Below are 15284 nucleotides of genomic sequence, written 5' to 3' on the forward strand. Positions count from 1 at the left end.
CGTGGAGGTCGTCCTGCTGCCCACGCCCGAGGACTGCGGGCGGGTCGTCGCCGACGCCGTCGCCGGCTCGGTGCTGGCCGCGCTCGCCGGGGGCGGGCCGGTGGTGCTGGGCCTGGCCACCGGGTCCTCGCCGCTGCTGGCCTACCGGGAGCTGCTGCGCCGGCACCGCGAGGAGGGGTTGTCCTTCACCGGGGTGCAGGCCTTCCTGCTCGACGAGTACGTCGGGCTCCCGGCCGGGCACCCGGAGTCCTACCGCGAGGTGATCCGGCGCGAGCTGACCGACGCCCTCGGCCTGGACCCGGCGGTGGTGCACGGTCCGGACGGGTCCGCGGCCGACCCGCTGGCGGCCGCCCGGGACTACGAGCGGCGGCTGCTGGCGGCCGGGCCGGTCGCCGTCCAGGTGCTGGGCATCGGCGCCAACGGGCACCTCGGGTTCAACGAGCCGGGGTCCTCGCTGGCCAGCCGCACCCGGGTCAAGACGCTGACCGAGCAGACCCGCCGTGACAACGCCCGCTTCTTCGGCGGCGACGTCGACGCGGTGCCGCGGCACGTGCTCACCCAGGGCCTGGGCACGATCCTGGGCGCGGAGCACCTGGTCCTGGTGGCGACGGGGGAGGGCAAGGCGGCCGCGGTCGCCGCGGCGGTGGAGGGGCCGCTGACGGCGTCCTGCCCGGCGTCGGTGCTCCAGCTGCACCCGCACGCCACGGTGGTCGTCGACGAGGCGGCGGGCAGCGGGCTCGCTCGGGCGGCGCACTACCGGTACGTGCTCGGCCACAAGCTGGCCGACCAGGGGTGGTGACCGTCGGCGGTCGGCGCCGCGGCCGCACTGGCAGCATGGCCGGCGTGTCCGCCGACCCGTTCATCGTCGACGGGGTGGTCCCGAAGCACGAGCAGCTGCGCGGCCGGCTGACCGAGCTGGCCGCCCGGCTGCCGGCCGGGTCGCCGCTGCCCGGGGAGCGTCAGCTGTGCGTCGAGCACGGGGTCAGCCGGATCACGGTCCGCGAGGCGATCGGCCAGCTGGTCGCCGAGGGCGTGCTGGTGCGGGTGCGCGGCAAGGGCACCTTCGTCGCCGAGCGGGCCGCCCGCTCGCGGCTGCACCTGGCCTCCTTCCACTCCGACATGCGGCGGCTGGGGCTGCAGCCCGGCACCGCGGTGCTCGCCGTCGCCCGGCTGGTGCCGCCGCCGGCGACCCGCCGGGCGCTGGAGCTGCCCGCCGGCGCGCCGGCCTGGCACGTCCGCCGGCTGCGGCTGGCCGACCAGCAGCCGATGTCGATCGACGACGCCTGGTACGCCGCCGACGCGTTCCCCGACCTCGACGCCCAGGACCTCACCGGCTCGCTGTACCAGCTGTTCTCCGAGCACTACGGCTGCACGATCGACCGCGCCGAGCAGACCGTGCGGGCCGCCGAGGCCGACCGGGAGGCGGCGATGCTGCTCGGGCTGCCCGCGGGCCGGCCGGTGCTGGTGTTCGACCGGGTGTCCTACAGCCGCGGCCGGCCGGTGGAGCACGCCGAGTCCACCTACCGCGGCGACCGCTACGAGGTGCAGATGACCGTCGAGCTGGGCGCGGGCTGACCGTGGAGCCGGTCAGCCTCCCGGTCGGGGAGCTGCTGCTGCGGCCCTGGCGCGAGGACGACGTCGACGCCGTGCAGGCCGCCGTCCGGGACCCCCTGCTGCAGCGTTGGAACGACCTCGGCTCGCGGACGCCGGAGGGGCTGCGGGAGAAGCTGGCCCGGTTCCGGGACTGGACCGCCGGGGACCACTGCTCGTGGGCGGTGGAGGAGGGCGGCACGCTGGTCGGCTCGGTGGCGCTGCACTCGATCGACCGCGCGCAGGTCGAGGCGGAGCTGGGCTACTGGACGACGGCGGGTGCCCGGGGCCGGGGGGTCGCCGTCCGGGCCGCCGACGCGGCCTGCCGCTGGGCCTTCGCCGAGCTGGGCCTCGACCGCGTCCAGCTGTTCCACGCGGTGGAGAACGCCGCGTCGGGCCGGGTCGCGGAGAAGGCCGGTTTCACGCTGGAGGGCCGGCTGCGGCGGTCGCACCGCTACGGGGACGGCGTGAAGCACGACGAGCTGCTGTGGAGCCGGCTGTCCGACGACCCGCCCCCGGCGCTGCGCTGAGCCGGGGGGCGGCCGGCACGGGGGGTCAGGCCGCGACGCGGGTGGTGCTGAGCAGCCGGCCGTGGTCGGCGGCCTCGCGCTCGGCGGTCTGCTTCAGCTCGGCCGCCAGGTCGGCGAAGGAGTCCAGCGCCGGGTTGACGCCGACCAGGGTGAAGTCGCGCTCCACCACGCGCAGGTCGAGCTGCCAGACGTCCTCGAGGATCCGGCGGGTCCACGAGGTGGCGTGGTCCCAGCCCTCGCGCGGCGTGCCGGCGCTGTAGTTGCCACCGCGGACGGTGACCAGGACGGCGGGCTTGCCGGTCAGCAGCGGCTCCGCGCGCGGGCCCATCCGCGGGTCGGTGATGACCAGGTCGACCCAGGTCTTGACGTGCTGGGAGATGCCGAAGTTGTACAGCGGGACGGCGAAGAGCAGCGCCTCGGCGTCGACCAGCTCGTCGGTCAGCGTGGCGGCCAGGGCCAGCGCCTCGGCCTGCCCGGCGGTGCGCTCCTCGGCGGGCAGGTACGAGCCGGCCACGGCGTCGGCCCACGCGGTGGCGGGCAGGGGCTCGGTGCCCAGGTGGCGGCGGGTCACCGGGGCGTCCGGGTTCCCGGACCGCCACTCCCGCTCGACGATGTCGGCGATCTCGCGACTGGCCGATCCCTCGACCCGGATGCTGGCGTCCAGACGGAACAAGGACATGGTGGGGCTCCCTCGAAGCTAGTGACTAGTGGAAAGCTAGTGCTTCGGGGAAGCTAGCACTACGGAAAGAGAAGCGCTACGAAAAGGCGAGCACGGCCTAGGATGGCGGCGTGACCGAGGAGCTGCTGCACACGCCCGAGGCGTGTGACGGGGCCCTGGTGCGCGCCTTCGGCTTCCTGGGCAAGCGGTGGAACGGGCTGATCATCGGCGTCCTGGCCGGCGGGCCGGCGAGCTTCACCGGGCTCCGGCGGGCCGTGGGCGGCATCAGCGACTCGGTGCTCTCCGACCGGTTGACCGAGCTCGCCCTCGCCGGGCTGGTCCGGCGCACGGTCGACGACGGGCCGCCGGTCGCGGTGACCTACCAGCTCACCGAGGCCGGCGCGTCGCTGCGGCCGGTGCTCGACCAGCTCGCGACCTGGGCCCGCGACAGCCTGCCCGAGGAGCGCTGCACCGGGTCGTGCTGACCCTCAGCAGCCGCAGCTGACCGCGGCGGGTGCGGTGAGCGGGTCGACGTCCGGGCGGGTCGTGCCGTGCGCCGTCCGCACCGGCAGGCCCTCGCGCGCCCAGTACTCGAAGCCGCCGATCATCTCCCGCACGCGGTAACCGAGCCCGGCGAGCGTGAGCGCTGCGCGGGTAGCGCCGTTGCAGCCCGGTCCCCAGCAGTAGGTGACGACCGGGACCGCGGGGTCGAGCTCCGCTGCGGCCCGGGCGGCCAGCTCGCGGCCGGGCAGGTGGACGGCGCCGGGCACGTGGCCCTGCTCCCACGACCCGGCGCTGCGGCTGTCGACGAGCACGAAGCCCGGCCGGCCCGACTCCAGCGCGGCGTGCACGTCCGACACGTCGGTCTCCACGGCGAGCCGGCGGGCGAAGTGCTCGGCGGCGTCGGCGGGTGCGGTGGTCCAGTCCAGGCTCATGCCACGGACGCTAGGCACGACCCGTCGCCCCGACGAGGCCCAGAGCGGCCCACGACCGCAACGATCCCGCCCCGTCGTCATCCGGCCCGTCCCTGCCGCGCTCTCACGCGTCCCTGCCCCTGCGCTTTCGCGCGTCTTTGCTCGCGCGGTCCCGCGCGTCTTCGCCACGCGGTCCCGCGCGCTCACCCCCGCGCGGTCCCGCGCGTCTTCGCACACGCGGTTTCGCGCGTCTTTGCACATGTGGTCGGTGCCCCGGGTCAAGTTGGTTGACATCGCGGCAACTGACATGTCAGATGTCAGTGTGCCGTTCACGCCCGTACCGCGGGTCCTGCTGCGCGACCGGGCGGCGTCACTGATCCGGTCGGCGATCGTCAGCGGTGAGCTCGCGCCGGGCGCCGTCGTCAAGGACACCGAGCTGGCCGGCCGGCTGGGGCTGTCGGTCGCCCCGGTCCGCAGCGCGCTGGCCCGGCTGGCCGACGAGGGGCTGGTGGAGAGCAAGCCGCAGAGCCACACCCGGGTCACCCCGCTGGTGCCGGGGCAGGTGCGCGATGCCGCCGTCGTCGTCCGGGCCATGCACGAGCTCGCCGTCCGGGAGGCCGCCGGCAGCGTCACCGCGGACGACGTCGCGGCGATGCGCGCGGCCAACGAGCGGTTCGCCGCCGCCGTCGGGTCGGGCGACCTGGACGCGGCGCTCGCCGCCGACGACGACCTGCACGAGGTGCTGCTGGCCCGCTGCGGGAACGGCGCGGTGCGGGCCACGATCGACCGCTTCACCCCGGCCGTCCGCCGGCTGGAGCGGCAGCGGTTCGCCGCCGCCCACGGCCGCGGGTCCGTGGCCCTGCACGACTCCCTGATCGCCGCCTGCGCGGCTGCCGACGTCGATGCCGCCGTCACCACCACCACCGAGATCTGGACGGCGCTGCTGTCGGAACTGGAGACCCCCGATGTTGAGTGACTTCCCGCGCCACCCGCTGCTCTTCGGCCCCTCGCCCGTGCACCGCCTGGACCGGCTGACCGCCCACCTGGGCGGCGCGGCGGTCTGGGCGAAGCGCGAGGACGTCAACTCCGGCATCGCCTTCGGCGGCAACAAGACCCGCAAGCTGGAGTACCTGGTCGCCGACGCCCTGGCGCAGGGCTGCGACACGCTGGTGTCGATCGGCGGCGTGCAGAGCAACCACACCCGCCAGGTCGCCGCGGTCGCCGCGCACGTCGGTCTGCGGTGCGTGCTGGTGCAGGAGAGCTGGGTCGACTGGCCCGACGCGGTCTACGACAAGGTCGGCAACATCCTCATCTCGCGGTTGGCCGGTGCCGACGTCCGGCTGGTCAAGGCCGGCTTCGGGATCGGGTTCAAGGAGAGCTGGGAGACCGCGCTGCAGGAGATCACCGACCGCGGCGGCAAGCCCTACCCGATCCCGGCCGGCGCGTCGGACCACCCGCTCGGCGGGCTGGGGTTCGCCGGCTGGGCGCACGAGGTGGCGGCGCAGGAGGCGGAGCTCGGGGTCTTCTTCGACACCGTCGTCGTCTGCTCGGTGACCGGGTCGACGCAGGCCGGCATGGTCGCGGGCTTCGCCCAGCTCGAGGAGCAGGGCGCGCGGCCGCGGCGGGTGCTCGGCATCGACGCCTCGGCCAAGCCGGCCGAGACACGGGACCAGGTGCTCCGGATCGCCCAGCGGACGGCGACCGCGATCGGCCTGGAGCGCGAGCTCACCGCGGACGACGTCGAGCTCGACGAGCGGTACCACGCCGGCATCTACGGCATCCCGGACGCGACGACGATCGCCGCGATGGAGCTGGCGGCCCGGACCGAGGGCATGGTCACCGACCCGGTGTACGAGGGGAAGTCGATGGCCGCGACGATCGACCTGGTCGGCCGCGGGGAGATCGACCCGTCGGCCACCGTGCTCTACGCGCACCTGGGCGGGCAGCCGGCGCTGAACGGGTACAGCGCGCTCTTCTCCTAGGCAGCCTCCGGGCAGCGCGACGGGCCCGGCCACCGAGGTGGCCGGGCCCGCGTACCGCTGGGGTCAGCTCACGCGCCGCCGGGACGCGACGGTGAGGCCCAGGCCGAGCGCCAGGGCCAGCAGACCGGTGAGCAGCAGGCCGGTGACCGTCGTGCCGGTGAAGGCGAGCTCGCCCGCGGTGCTGCCGGCGGTGGTGCTGCCGGCGGTCGTGCTGCCGGCCGAGGCGCTGCCGTCGAGCAAGACCGGCAGGCCGGCGGACGCCGGGGTGACGACGCCCGGGAAGGCGCCGGGCTGGCCGGACACCGGGACCTCGGGCGTGGCCGGGGTGGTCGGCGTACCCGGGGTCGCCGGGGTGGTGGTGCAGCCGCCGGTGGCGTCGCCCAGGAGGCCGATGCCGAGACCGCAGACGGTCACCGGGGCGTCGACGTCGACGGTGGGGTCACCGTCGGTGCCGGGACCGTCGGTGCCGGGGGTGCTGCCGGCCGGGGTGGTGCAGCCGCCGGTGGCGTCGCCGAGGAGGCCGATGCCGTTGCCGCAGACCAGGACGGGGACGTCGACGTCGGCCAGGGTGTCGGTGTCGCCGGCGGTGCCGGTGCCCGTGCCGCCGGTGGTGCCGGCGGGGGTGGTGCAGCCGCCGGCGGCGTCGCCGAGGACGCCGATGCCGTTGCCGCAGACCAGGACCGGGACGTCGACGTCGGCCACGCTGCCGGCGTCGCCGGGGCCCGTGCTGCCGGCCGGCGCGGTGCCGGTGGCGGTGGCGTCGCCCAGGACGGCGACCGCGTTGCCGGCCACGGTGACCGGCACGTCGGCGTCCACGGCCGAGCCGCCCGCGTCGCCACCGGTGCTGCCGGCCGGCGCGGTGCCGGTGGCGGCAGCGTCGCCGAGGACGGCGACGGCGTTGCCGGTGACGGTGACCGGTACGTCGGCGTCGACGACCGACCCGTCCGCCCCGCCCTCCGCCGGCGCGGCGGCCGGCTGGGCGACGTCGATGCCCGCGGCGTCGGCGGCGTTGCCACCGATGGTGATCGGCACCGACACCGTGACGGCGCCGAGGTCGGCGGCGACCGCGCCGCTCAGGTCGGGCAGCTGGACCTCGGCCGGCGTGGTGCCGGTCGTGCCGAGCACGGCGACGGCGTTGTCGGTGATCGTGACCGGGACGGTCACGTCGAGGGCGCTGTCGTCGGCCGAGGCGATGCCCGAGCCGAGGGCGAGCAGGCCGCCGGTGAGCAGGCCCGTCTGCAGGGTGCGCTTCATCCACACGTTCATGACTGGTTCCTTCTCGAGGTGGTGCCGGACTGAGGGGGACCGGTCCCGCACAGGCGGTGGACCGGGGAGTGCCGCAGGTCAGCGGGGTCCGCTGACGGCGGCGTGCTCAGTCGGGCGAGAAGGAGGGGTCGAACGGGGTGCTGCCCGGCGCACCGGACCCCGGGTGGCCGGCCGCCGGGAGGGCGGTCGGGACCGGGGTGCGGGCGGCGGAGGAGAGGTCGGCGGAGAGCTGCTCCCCGGCCGAGGACGTCGACGCGGAGGCCGTCGTCAGGACCGCGCCGACGGGCAGCCCGGTGGGCAGGCCGACCGGCGGGGCGGCGGGCGCCGCGGGCGACGAGAACGCCGCGGCGGGGGAGCCGGCGGGGGCGTCGACGCTGCCGACCGGGGCGGCCGTGCGGGCCTCGCCGCCGGCGGTCTGCGGCCCGGCGACCGGACCGGCCACCGGGGCGTCGGTCGGGAGGTCGGCCGGCGGGACGACGGCGGTGACCGGGGCGACGACGTCCGGCACCACGGCCGGGACCAGCGGTGCGACGACGGGGGTGACCGAGGTGACGACCGGGGTCACGACCTGCGTGACCACCGGCGTGACGACCTGGTCGACCACCGGGACGACCACCTGGTGGACGACGGGCGCGACGACGTGCTCGACGACCGGTGCGACCGCCGGCGTCACGACGCGGTCGACCACGGGGACGACGACCTCTGTGACGACGGGGGTGACGACCGGCGCGACGACCTGCTGCACCACCGGCGCGCTGACCACCGGGGCCGTCACCGGCTCCAGCGGAGCCAGCAGCTCACCGGCCAGCGAGGTCAGCGAGGCGGGCGGGGGCGGCAGCTCGTCCGCGGAGGCGCTGGCACCGGTCGCGCCGGCCAGCCAGACCCCGGTGCCGAGGCCGGCGAGCAGCAGCGCCCGGCCGGCCCAGCGGGGCAGACGGGTGGCGCGGGACTCGTGCTCGGTCATCGCGCCTCCCTCCACCGTCGGTCATCGTGTGCTCACGTCGAGTCAACGCCGATGTGCCAGAGCCGGCTCGGTGGGACGGGTAGCCCGATGGGGTGCACCTGGGCCGGATCCGGTCACCGTCGGTGAACCGGTCACCCGTCCAGGGGTGGTGGACCAGGCCGGTCAGAGCGGGACGGCGAGGCCCTCGGGCGTGGCCTGCCCGAGCGCGGTGCTGATGTCCGGCCGCATCGGCGCCAGACCCGCGCCGGCCAGCACGACGTCCCGGGCGAAGACGTGCCACCGCTGCGCCCGCCGGACCATGCTGTGCCCGCCGTCGATCTCGAACCGGGCGACGCGGGCTCCGGCCCGGCGCGCCCGGACGGCGAAGTCGGCGGAGAGCCGGGCCGGCACCCAGCGGTCGGCCCGGCCGTGCAGGACGGCCACGGTCTGGTCCCGCAGGTGCATGACCGGCTCGCCGGGCGGGGTCCACGGTGCGAGGGCGCAGACCGCGGTGACGGACGGTTCGCCGCCGGCCCGGAGCGCCGCCCGGCCGCCCATGGAGTGGCCGACCAGCACGACGGGGAGGTCGGTGCCGTGCTGCTCGCGGAGCTGCGCGATGGCCCAGCGGACGTCCTGGAAGGCGTCGGCCGCCTCCCCGTTCCAGCCGGCGACCCGGTAGCGGAGCAGCGCGGTGGCGATGCCCTGACCGCCGGCGGTGGCGTGCACGTGGTTCTCGAAGGCGCGCATCCGCACCAGCGAGAGCGCGCGCTCCCGGGGCGGTTCGAGGCTGGCGACCGTGCCGCCGTGGCAGAACAGCGCGATGCCGCGGGTCTCGCCCGTGGCGGCGCGCTGCTCGAGGGCGGGGGAGCGGGGGTCGGGCCGGTCGGCGTCGGGCTGCACGGTCAGCGGCCGCGGCGCGGCTTCCCGCCCAGCTTCACGCGGGCGCGCTCGCCGAGGTCCCCGGCCTTGAGCAGGCCGTTGCTGACGGCCGAGGGGCCGCCGCGCCGCTCCAGCAGCTGGCCCAGCGAGCGCAGCACCTTCGTGGCGAGCGGGGCGAGCAACGTCAGGATGACCCACATGCGGAACCGGCGGGTGAGGAAGAGCCACATGATCAGCAGTCTGCCCGTTGCGGGCGCCGCTCAACCGATCCGGCCTCGGTGACGTCTGCGGTCTCGTGGCCTCCCCGCCCGGGAGGCCACGAGACCGCAGGTCTCAGCCCGGGTCCGGCGCCAGCCGGACGACCATCTTCCCGGTGTTGCCGCCGCTGAGCAGCGACCGGAACGCCTCGACGGCGGTGTCCAGCCCGTCGACGACGGTCTCCCGGGCGACCAGCGACCCGTCGCGCAGCCAGCCCTGCACGGCGGGGACGAACTCCGGCCGGAGGTCGGCGTGGTCGCCGACGATGAAGCCGCGCAGCGACAGCCGCTTGCCCACGACCAGGCTGAGGTTGCGCGGCCCGGGCGGCGGGCTGGTGGCGTTGTAGGCCGAGATCGACCCGCACAGCGCCGCCCGGCCGTGGGTCCGGAACGCCCCGATCGCCGCCTCCAGGTGCTCGCCGCCGACGTTGTCGAAGAAGACGTCGATCCCCTCCGGCGCCGCCTCGGCGAGCAGGTCGGCGAGGGGCCCGGCGTGGTAGTCGAACGCGGCGTCGAAGCCGATCGACCGCAGCCAGTCCACCTTCTCGGCCGTGCCGGCGCTCCCGACCACCCGCGACGCGCCCCGCAGCCGGGCGAACTGGCCGACCAGGCTGCCGACCGCGCCGGCGGCGCCGGAGACCAGGACGGCGTCACCGGCGGCGAACGACGCCAGCCGGAACAGCCCCGCCCAGGCGGTCAGCCCGGGCATGCCGAGCACGCCCAGGTACAGCGACAGCGGCAGCCCCGGCAGCGGGTCGACCACCTGCACGTGCGCGGCGGGCACCACGGCGACGTCCCGCCAGCCCAGCCCGTGCAGCACCAGCGCGCCGACCGGCACCTCGTCGGACCGGGAGTCGACCACCTGCCCGATCGCGCCGCCCTGCATGGTCTCGCCCAGCTCCCAGCTGGGCGCGTACGACTTCGCCGCGCTCATCCGGCCGCGCATGTACGGGTCGACCGACATCGCGATCGTGGCGACGGCGACCTCGCCGGGCGCCGGGTCGGGCCGCTCCCGCGACACCAGCGCGAAGTCGGCGTCCACCGGCTCCCCGTGCGGCCGGCGGACCAGCTGCCACTCGCGGGTCGGGATGCTCACCGCGGGAAGTCCGGCTCGTTGCGCGGCACCACGAACACCTCCGGCACGAAGCTGGTGCCCGGCATGGTCACCATCGTCAGCACCATCCGGGCCACGTCGGACGGCGGCATCATCCGGTGCACCGGGATGCCCCAGCGCTCCATCATCGGGGTGTCCATCGCCGCCGGGACGATGCTGTGCACCCGGGCGGGGAACGGCGTCTCCGCGCCGTCGGGTGCGACGGTGGCCTTCTCGCGCAGCTCCCGCTGGATGCACCGGGTCGCGCTGCGGAAGGCCGCCTTCGAGCTGTTGTAGGCGATCGCCCCGGCGCCCGAGGTCACCGCCGACAGCGACGTCACGTGCACGACGTCGGCGACCGTGTCGGCCGGCCGGTGCTGCACCACCTTGAGGAACTCGCTGGTGAGGAAGACCGGGCCCTCGCAGTTCACCGCGTGCACCATCCGGTAGTCGGCGAGGTCGATGTCGGTGATGTAGCCGGGCCGGTCGATGCCGGCGACGTTGACCAGCAGGTCGAACCGGTCGCCGTGCCGCTCGAACAGGTCGGCGACCACCCGGCGGCGGGCGTCGTCGGAGGTGACGTCGAGCGCCACCACCTCGGCGTCCGCGCCGATCTGCGCCCGGCTCTTCTCCGCCCCCTCGACGTCGATGTCGCCCAGCACCACGGTGGCCCCGGCCTCGGCGAGGGCGGCGGCGACCGCCCGGCCCAGTCCGCTCGCCGCCCCGGTGACCAGCGCGACCCGTCCCGACAGCTGCTCTGTGCTCATCTGCTCCCGTTCTCCGTCGTCCCCGGCCCTCCGGGGCCGGGTGACCACCCTGACGCAGGTGCGGCGTGGTCGCAGGCCGGGCCGGCGACCGCGGCGCACCCCCGCGGCCCCGCCCGCCGCTGCTCGTGCACAGTGGGTGCCGTGGACGCAGCCGAGCTCTTCGCCCAGGTGCGCCGTGAGCCCGACGTCGACGCCCCCGACCTGGTCGCCGTGGACGCCACGGACCGGCTGCTGCTCGACGAGGCGGCTCCCGACCTCGCCGCGGCCCCGGGTGCGGTCGCGGTCGTGGACGACGGCCACGGCGCGCTGACCCTCGGCGCCGTCGGCCTGCACGGGGCCACCGGGGTGCGGGTGCACCAGGACCTGCTGGTCGGCGAGCTGGCGCTGGCGGCCAACGCCGGGCGCACCGGGCTGACCGGCACCTACACGCAGCACTGCCTGGACGCCGACCTGGTGCGCGGCGCCCGGGTGGTGCTGGCCAAGGCGCCCAAGAGCCTGGAGGCGCTGCGCGAGCTGGTGCAGGTGGTGGCCGCCGGCGCCGACCCGGCGGTGGCCCTCTACGTCGGCGGGCGGGTCAAGCACATGACCCTGGGCATGAACGACGTCCTCGCCGAGGGCTTCACCGACGTGCACGCCACGCTGGCCCGGCAGAAGTCGCGGGTGCTGGTCGCCCGCGGGCCGCGCCCGGTGCCGGGCTCGTTCCCGGTCTGCCGGCAGCACGCCGACCTCGGGCTCACCGTCTGCGCGCACGGGGCGGCCTTCGCCGGGGCCAAGGTCGACCGCGGCACCCGCGCCCTGCTCGCCGCGCTGCCCGGCGCGGTCCCGGACGCCACCACGGCGCTGGACCTCGGCTGCGGCACCGGCGTGCTGGCGGCGGCCCTCGCCGCCGCGCGGCCGGGGCTGACGGTGGTCGCCGCCGACCAGTCCGCGGCGGCCTGCGCGTCGGCGGCCGCGACCGCCGCCGCGAACGGGCTGGCCGACCGGGTCCGCGTGGTCCGGGACGACGCCGCGGCGAGCCTGCCCGACGGCAGCGTCGACCTGGTCGTCTGCAACCCGCCGTTCCACCTGGGCGTCGCGGTGTCCGAGACCCTCGCCCACCGGCTGTTCGCCGGCGCCGCCCGGGTGCTGCGGCCCGGCGGCGAGCTGTGGTGCGTCTTCAACAGCCACCTCCCGCACCGGGACGCGCTGCGCCGGCTGGTCGGGCCGACCCGGCAGGTCACCCGCGACCCCACCTTCACCGTCACGGCCTCCACCCGGTCTCGCTGACCGGACGGGACCGTCCGGCGGGTCGGCTGGACTCCTCGCGGCTGCTGCCGACACTCCGAGCACGAGGGGTGGTCACGCTCACCCTCCTGCCCTGGAGGAGAGCGCATGTCCCAGTCCTGGTGGTCCGACCGGCCCCTCGGCGTCAAGCTGTCCTCGCTCGTCGTCGCCGGTTCGCTCGCGCTCGGCGTCCTCGGGGTGATCGCGGTGACGGCGCTGCAGGACACCGGGGATCGCACCGACGAACTGCTGCTGACCACGACGGCGACCGGCTCGGCGCTCGAGGCGGACATGATGCACGACGCCGTCCGGGCCGACGTGCTGCAGGCGATGCTCACCGGCAGCGGCAGCCTGTACACCTCGGCGGTCACCGACCTGCAGGACCACGCCGCCACGCTGCAGTCCGCGCTGGCGGCCGTCCGGGACGGTGGTCTCGGCGACGACGTCACCGCAGCGGTGGACTCGGTGGCCGACGAGGTCGACGCCTACCTCTCGTCCGCCCAGCAGATCGTCGCCCTGGCGGGCACCGACCCCGCCTCGGCCGGCGCCGCCTACCCGCAGTTCCTCACCGCCTTCGAGGGGCTGGAGGAGGCCCTGCCCAGCGTGGGCGACGCCGTCGGTGCCGAGGCCGCCGGTGCCGCGGCCGAGAGCCGGGCGCAACGGGCGTCGGCGATCACCTCGGTCGTCGCGGTCGGCGCCTGCGCGGTGGTGGTGCTGGTCGTGCTCGGCTGGGTGGTCACCCGGTCGGTCGTGCGCCCGCTGCGGCGGGTCCGCGCCGTCGTCGCCGGGCTCGCCGAGGGTGACCTGCGCGGCACCACCGGCGTCACCAGCACCGACGAGGTCGGGACCATCGCCACGGCCCTGGAGGCCTCGATGGGCACGATGCGCGGGCTGCTCACGACCATCGGCGACAGCTCGACCACGCTGGCCTCCGCCACCGAGGAGCTCTCGGCGACCGCCCAGGACATGACGCGGCTGTCCGAGGAGTCGGCCGCGCAGACCAGCCGGGTCGCGGAGACCGCCGGGCAGGTGTCGGGCAACGTGCAGACCGTGACGGCCGGGACCGACGAGATGGGCAGCTCGATCCGGGAGATCGCGCAGAACGCCGCCGACGTCGCCCGGATCGCCGGGCAGGCCGTGGGCGCCGCGGAGTCGGCCACCGCGACCGTGGGCAGGCTCGGGGAGTCCTCGACGGAGATCGCCGTCGTGGTGGGGGTCATCACCTCGATCGCCGAGCAGACCAACCTGCTGGCGCTCAACGCGACCATCGAGGCCGCCCGCGCCGGCGAGGCCGGCAAGGGCTTCGCCGTCGTCGCCAACGAGGTCAAGGAGCTGGCCCGGGAGACCGCCGAGGCGACCCGGGACATCACCTCCCGCGTCGAGGGCATCCAGGCCGACACCCGCGGCGCGGTGGCGGCGATCGAGGAGATCGCCGCGGTCATCGCCCGGATCGACGACGCCCAGGGCACCATCGCCGCCGCCGTGGAGGAGCAGACCGCGACGGCGGCCGAGATGAGCCGCAGCGTCAGCGAGGCGGCGTCCGGGGTCGGGCAGATCGCCGGCAGCGTCGGCGCGGTGGCCGAGACGACGAGCTCCACGACGCGGGCGATGGCCGACGCCAGGGTGGCCATCGACGAGGCGGCCCGGCTCGCCGCCGAGCTGAACACCGCCGTCGGGCGGTTCCGCTACTGAGCCGCGGCGGTGCCCCCGCTCAGTGGCCCGAGCCGCCGCGGAAGGCGACCGGCGGCAGGGTCGACCACGGGAAGTCGATCCAGGCGTCGGTCTGCTTCCAGGTGTAGTCGCAGCGCACGACCGACCGCGGCTTCTCGTAGACCACCGCCGTCCGCACCTCGGTGACGTGCCCGGCGCAGAAGTCCTTGACCAGCTCGAGCGTCTTGCCGGTGTCGGCGACGTCGTCGGCGATCAGCACCTTCGTGCCGCGCAGGTCGACGACGTCCAGCGTCGGCGGCAGCACCACCGGAAGCTCGAGCCGCTCGTCGACGCCGGTGTAGAACTCGACGTTCATCACGAAGAGGTTCTTCACGTCCAGCGCGTAGCCCAGCGCCCCGCCGAGGAACAGCCCGCCGCGGGCGATGGACAGGATGATGTCGGGCTCGAAGCCGCTGTCGGCGACCTGCTGGGCCAGCTCCCGCGCCGCCCGGCCGAAGTCGGTGTAGGTCAGGGTCTCGCGCTCGACGTCGGTCACCGGGCGATCTCAGCAGAAGCCGGGGGTGCCCAGCCAGGCGGCCGGCGCGGCCGGGACGTCGTCCCGGAGCACCGTGCCCTCGATCAGCCCGTAGGGCCGGTCGTCGGCGTGGTAGACCACCGCGCCCGGCCCGTCCAGGGCGTTGTCCAGCCCGAAGGTCGACAGGTCCTGCAGGAAGTGGTGCTTGTTCGGCATCGAGAACCGCACCTCGGCGACGGCCGGGTCGGCCTCGAGCACCGCCTCGCCCATCGCGTACAGCGTCTGCTGCAGGGCCAGCGAGTGGGTGCCGGCGAAGGTCTCCAGCAGCGTCGTCCGGACGGCGGCGTACGCGGCGTCCCAGTCGACGTCGGTGCCGGTGTACCGCCAGCGGGCGGTCACCGCCGTCGCCAGGATGCGGTCGGTGGTCTCCGGCAGCGTCGTGTAGCGGTCGCGCGGGAAGCCCCAGAACTCCGACCCGGTCGACTTCAGGACGACGAGGTCGGTCAGCCCGGCGAGCACGTGCACGTCGTCGCCGTCGACGGTGACCACCGCCGTGCGCACCTCGCCCCCGTTCCGGGAGAAGGCGTGGTCGTGCGGGGTGCCGCCCACGGTGATCCGGTCCCAGCCGTAGGACTCGACCGCCACCCGGGCGCCGGAGACCCAGTCGTAGGAGCCGGCGAAGTGCCGGGCCAGCCGGAGGCCGAACTCCTCCGGCGAGCCGACGCCGTCGCGGGCGAACGCGAAGACGGTGTTCTTCTGCGCGTCCGTGGTCAGCACGTGGGCGTTGTCGCCGCTGGTGTGCGCGGCCGCGAAGTCACCGCGCAGCGCCGAGCTCACGTTGAGGTCGACCAGGGAGTGGCGGGGGGTCGAGCGGTCGACCGCGACGACGCGGACCTCCGCCTTCCCGTACTGGTTGGGCCCGAGGACGATCGCCATGCGCGCACCTTCACCGAGGGA

18 protein-coding genes are annotated in these 15284 nt (G+C 75.7%); 8 read left to right on the forward strand and 10 right to left on the reverse strand.

Going from position 1 to position 15284, the window contains the following annotated elements; genetic code table 11:
- Position 1 precedes the first annotated feature (1 nt).
- Genes nagB through HL054_RS17305 form a run of 3 tightly spaced genes read left to right on the forward strand, consistent with a single transcriptional unit; the run spans position 2 to position 2120 of the window.
- Positions 2-799 (forward strand): glucosamine-6-phosphate deaminase, encoded by a 798-nt coding sequence (gene nagB / locus HL054_RS17295; protein ID WP_369140280.1) that lies wholly within the window; start codon positions 2-4, stop codon positions 797-799.
- Positions 800-843: 44 nt separating this feature from the next.
- Positions 844-1575, forward strand: coding sequence for a GntR family transcriptional regulator (locus tag HL054_RS17300; protein WP_369140281.1), 732 nt, complete (start codon positions 844-846; stop codon positions 1573-1575).
- Positions 1576-1577: 2 nt separating this feature from the next.
- Positions 1578-2120, forward strand: a complete 543-nt coding sequence (locus HL054_RS17305) for a GNAT family N-acetyltransferase (RefSeq protein ID WP_369140282.1) — start codon at positions 1578-1580, stop codon at positions 2118-2120.
- A gap of 25 nt (positions 2121-2145) precedes the next feature.
- On the opposite strand, the gene HL054_RS17310 is transcribed toward HL054_RS17305, so the two are convergent.
- The gene (locus HL054_RS17310) at positions 2146-2799 is read right to left on the reverse strand and encodes an FMN-dependent NADH-azoreductase (RefSeq protein WP_369140284.1); all 654 of its coding nucleotides are present in this window, start codon (positions 2797-2799) and stop codon (positions 2146-2148) included.
- Positions 2800-2909: 110 nt separating this feature from the next.
- Between HL054_RS17310 and HL054_RS17315 the strand changes: the two genes are divergently transcribed.
- Positions 2910-3263, forward strand: a complete 354-nt coding sequence (locus tag HL054_RS17315; RefSeq protein ID WP_369140285.1) for a winged helix-turn-helix transcriptional regulator — start codon at positions 2910-2912, stop codon at positions 3261-3263.
- A 3-nt stretch (positions 3264-3266) separates the two neighbouring features.
- Here the strand turns inward: HL054_RS17315 and HL054_RS17320 are convergent, their stop codons facing one another.
- The gene (locus tag HL054_RS17320; RefSeq protein ID WP_369140286.1) at positions 3267-3713 is read right to left on the reverse strand and encodes a rhodanese-like domain-containing protein; all 447 of its coding nucleotides are present in this window, start codon (positions 3711-3713) and stop codon (positions 3267-3269) included.
- A gap of 301 nt (positions 3714-4014) precedes the next feature.
- Here HL054_RS17320 and HL054_RS17325 point away from each other — a divergent pair, with 301 nt between their 5' ends.
- Positions 4015-4668: a GntR family transcriptional regulator gene (locus HL054_RS17325; RefSeq protein WP_369140287.1), complete on the forward strand. Its 654-nt coding sequence runs from the start codon at positions 4015-4017 to the stop codon at positions 4666-4668.
- A complete protein-coding gene (locus HL054_RS17330) occupies positions 4658-5674 on the forward strand; it encodes a 1-aminocyclopropane-1-carboxylate deaminase (protein WP_369140288.1) in 1017 nt (338 codons plus the stop codon). The genes HL054_RS17325 and HL054_RS17330 overlap by 11 nt, the downstream gene beginning before the upstream one ends.
- 63 nt (positions 5675-5737) lie before the next feature.
- On the opposite strand, the gene HL054_RS17335 is transcribed toward HL054_RS17330, so the two are convergent.
- The 6 genes from HL054_RS17335 to HL054_RS17360 form a co-directional block, all read right to left on the reverse strand.
- Positions 5738-6940 (reverse strand): hypothetical protein, encoded by a 1203-nt coding sequence (locus tag HL054_RS17335; protein WP_369140289.1) that lies wholly within the window; start codon positions 6938-6940, stop codon positions 5738-5740.
- Between the two features lie 106 nt (positions 6941-7046).
- Positions 7047-7904 (reverse strand): hypothetical protein, encoded by an 858-nt coding sequence (locus HL054_RS17340; protein ID WP_369140290.1) that lies wholly within the window; start codon positions 7902-7904, stop codon positions 7047-7049.
- A gap of 162 nt (positions 7905-8066) precedes the next feature.
- Positions 8067-8783, reverse strand: a complete 717-nt coding sequence (locus HL054_RS17345; RefSeq protein WP_369140291.1) for an alpha/beta fold hydrolase — start codon at positions 8781-8783, stop codon at positions 8067-8069.
- Positions 8784-8785: 2 nt separating this feature from the next.
- Positions 8786-8992 (reverse strand): hypothetical protein, encoded by a 207-nt coding sequence (locus HL054_RS17350; protein WP_369140292.1) that lies wholly within the window; start codon positions 8990-8992, stop codon positions 8786-8788.
- Between the two features lie 103 nt (positions 8993-9095).
- A complete protein-coding gene (locus HL054_RS17355) occupies positions 9096-10115 on the reverse strand; it encodes an NADP-dependent oxidoreductase (RefSeq protein ID WP_369140293.1) in 1020 nt (339 codons plus the stop codon).
- On the reverse strand, positions 10112-10879 hold the full coding sequence (locus HL054_RS17360) for an SDR family NAD(P)-dependent oxidoreductase (protein ID WP_369140294.1): 768 nt from the start codon (positions 10877-10879) through the stop codon (positions 10112-10114). The genes HL054_RS17355 and HL054_RS17360 overlap by 4 nt, the downstream gene beginning before the upstream one ends.
- 141 nt (positions 10880-11020) lie before the next feature.
- On the opposite strand from HL054_RS17360, the gene HL054_RS17365 reads away from it, so the two are divergent.
- Together HL054_RS17365 and HL054_RS17370 are read left to right on the forward strand one after the other, a co-directional pair.
- Positions 11021-12145: a class I SAM-dependent methyltransferase gene (locus tag HL054_RS17365; protein WP_369140295.1), complete on the forward strand. Its 1125-nt coding sequence runs from the start codon at positions 11021-11023 to the stop codon at positions 12143-12145.
- Between the two features lie 105 nt (positions 12146-12250).
- A complete protein-coding gene (locus HL054_RS17370) occupies positions 12251-13834 on the forward strand; it encodes a methyl-accepting chemotaxis protein (RefSeq protein ID WP_369140296.1) in 1584 nt (527 codons plus the stop codon).
- Between the two features lie 19 nt (positions 13835-13853).
- Here the strand turns inward: HL054_RS17370 and HL054_RS17375 are convergent, their stop codons facing one another.
- A complete protein-coding gene (locus tag HL054_RS17375; RefSeq protein ID WP_369140297.1) occupies positions 13854-14348 on the reverse strand; it encodes a phosphoribosyltransferase in 495 nt (164 codons plus the stop codon).
- Positions 14349-14357: 9 nt separating this feature from the next.
- Positions 14358-15263 carry a factor-independent urate hydroxylase gene (pucL, locus tag HL054_RS17380; protein ID WP_369140298.1) on the reverse strand — a complete coding sequence of 302 codons (906 nt, stop codon included), beginning with the start codon at positions 15261-15263 and terminating at the stop codon, positions 14358-14360.
- Positions 15264-15284: the final 21 nt, after the last annotated feature.

The sequence above is a fragment of the Modestobacter versicolor genome (assembly GCF_041028285.1).
Lineage (GTDB): Bacteria > Actinomycetota > Actinomycetes > Mycobacteriales > Geodermatophilaceae > Modestobacter > Modestobacter versicolor_A.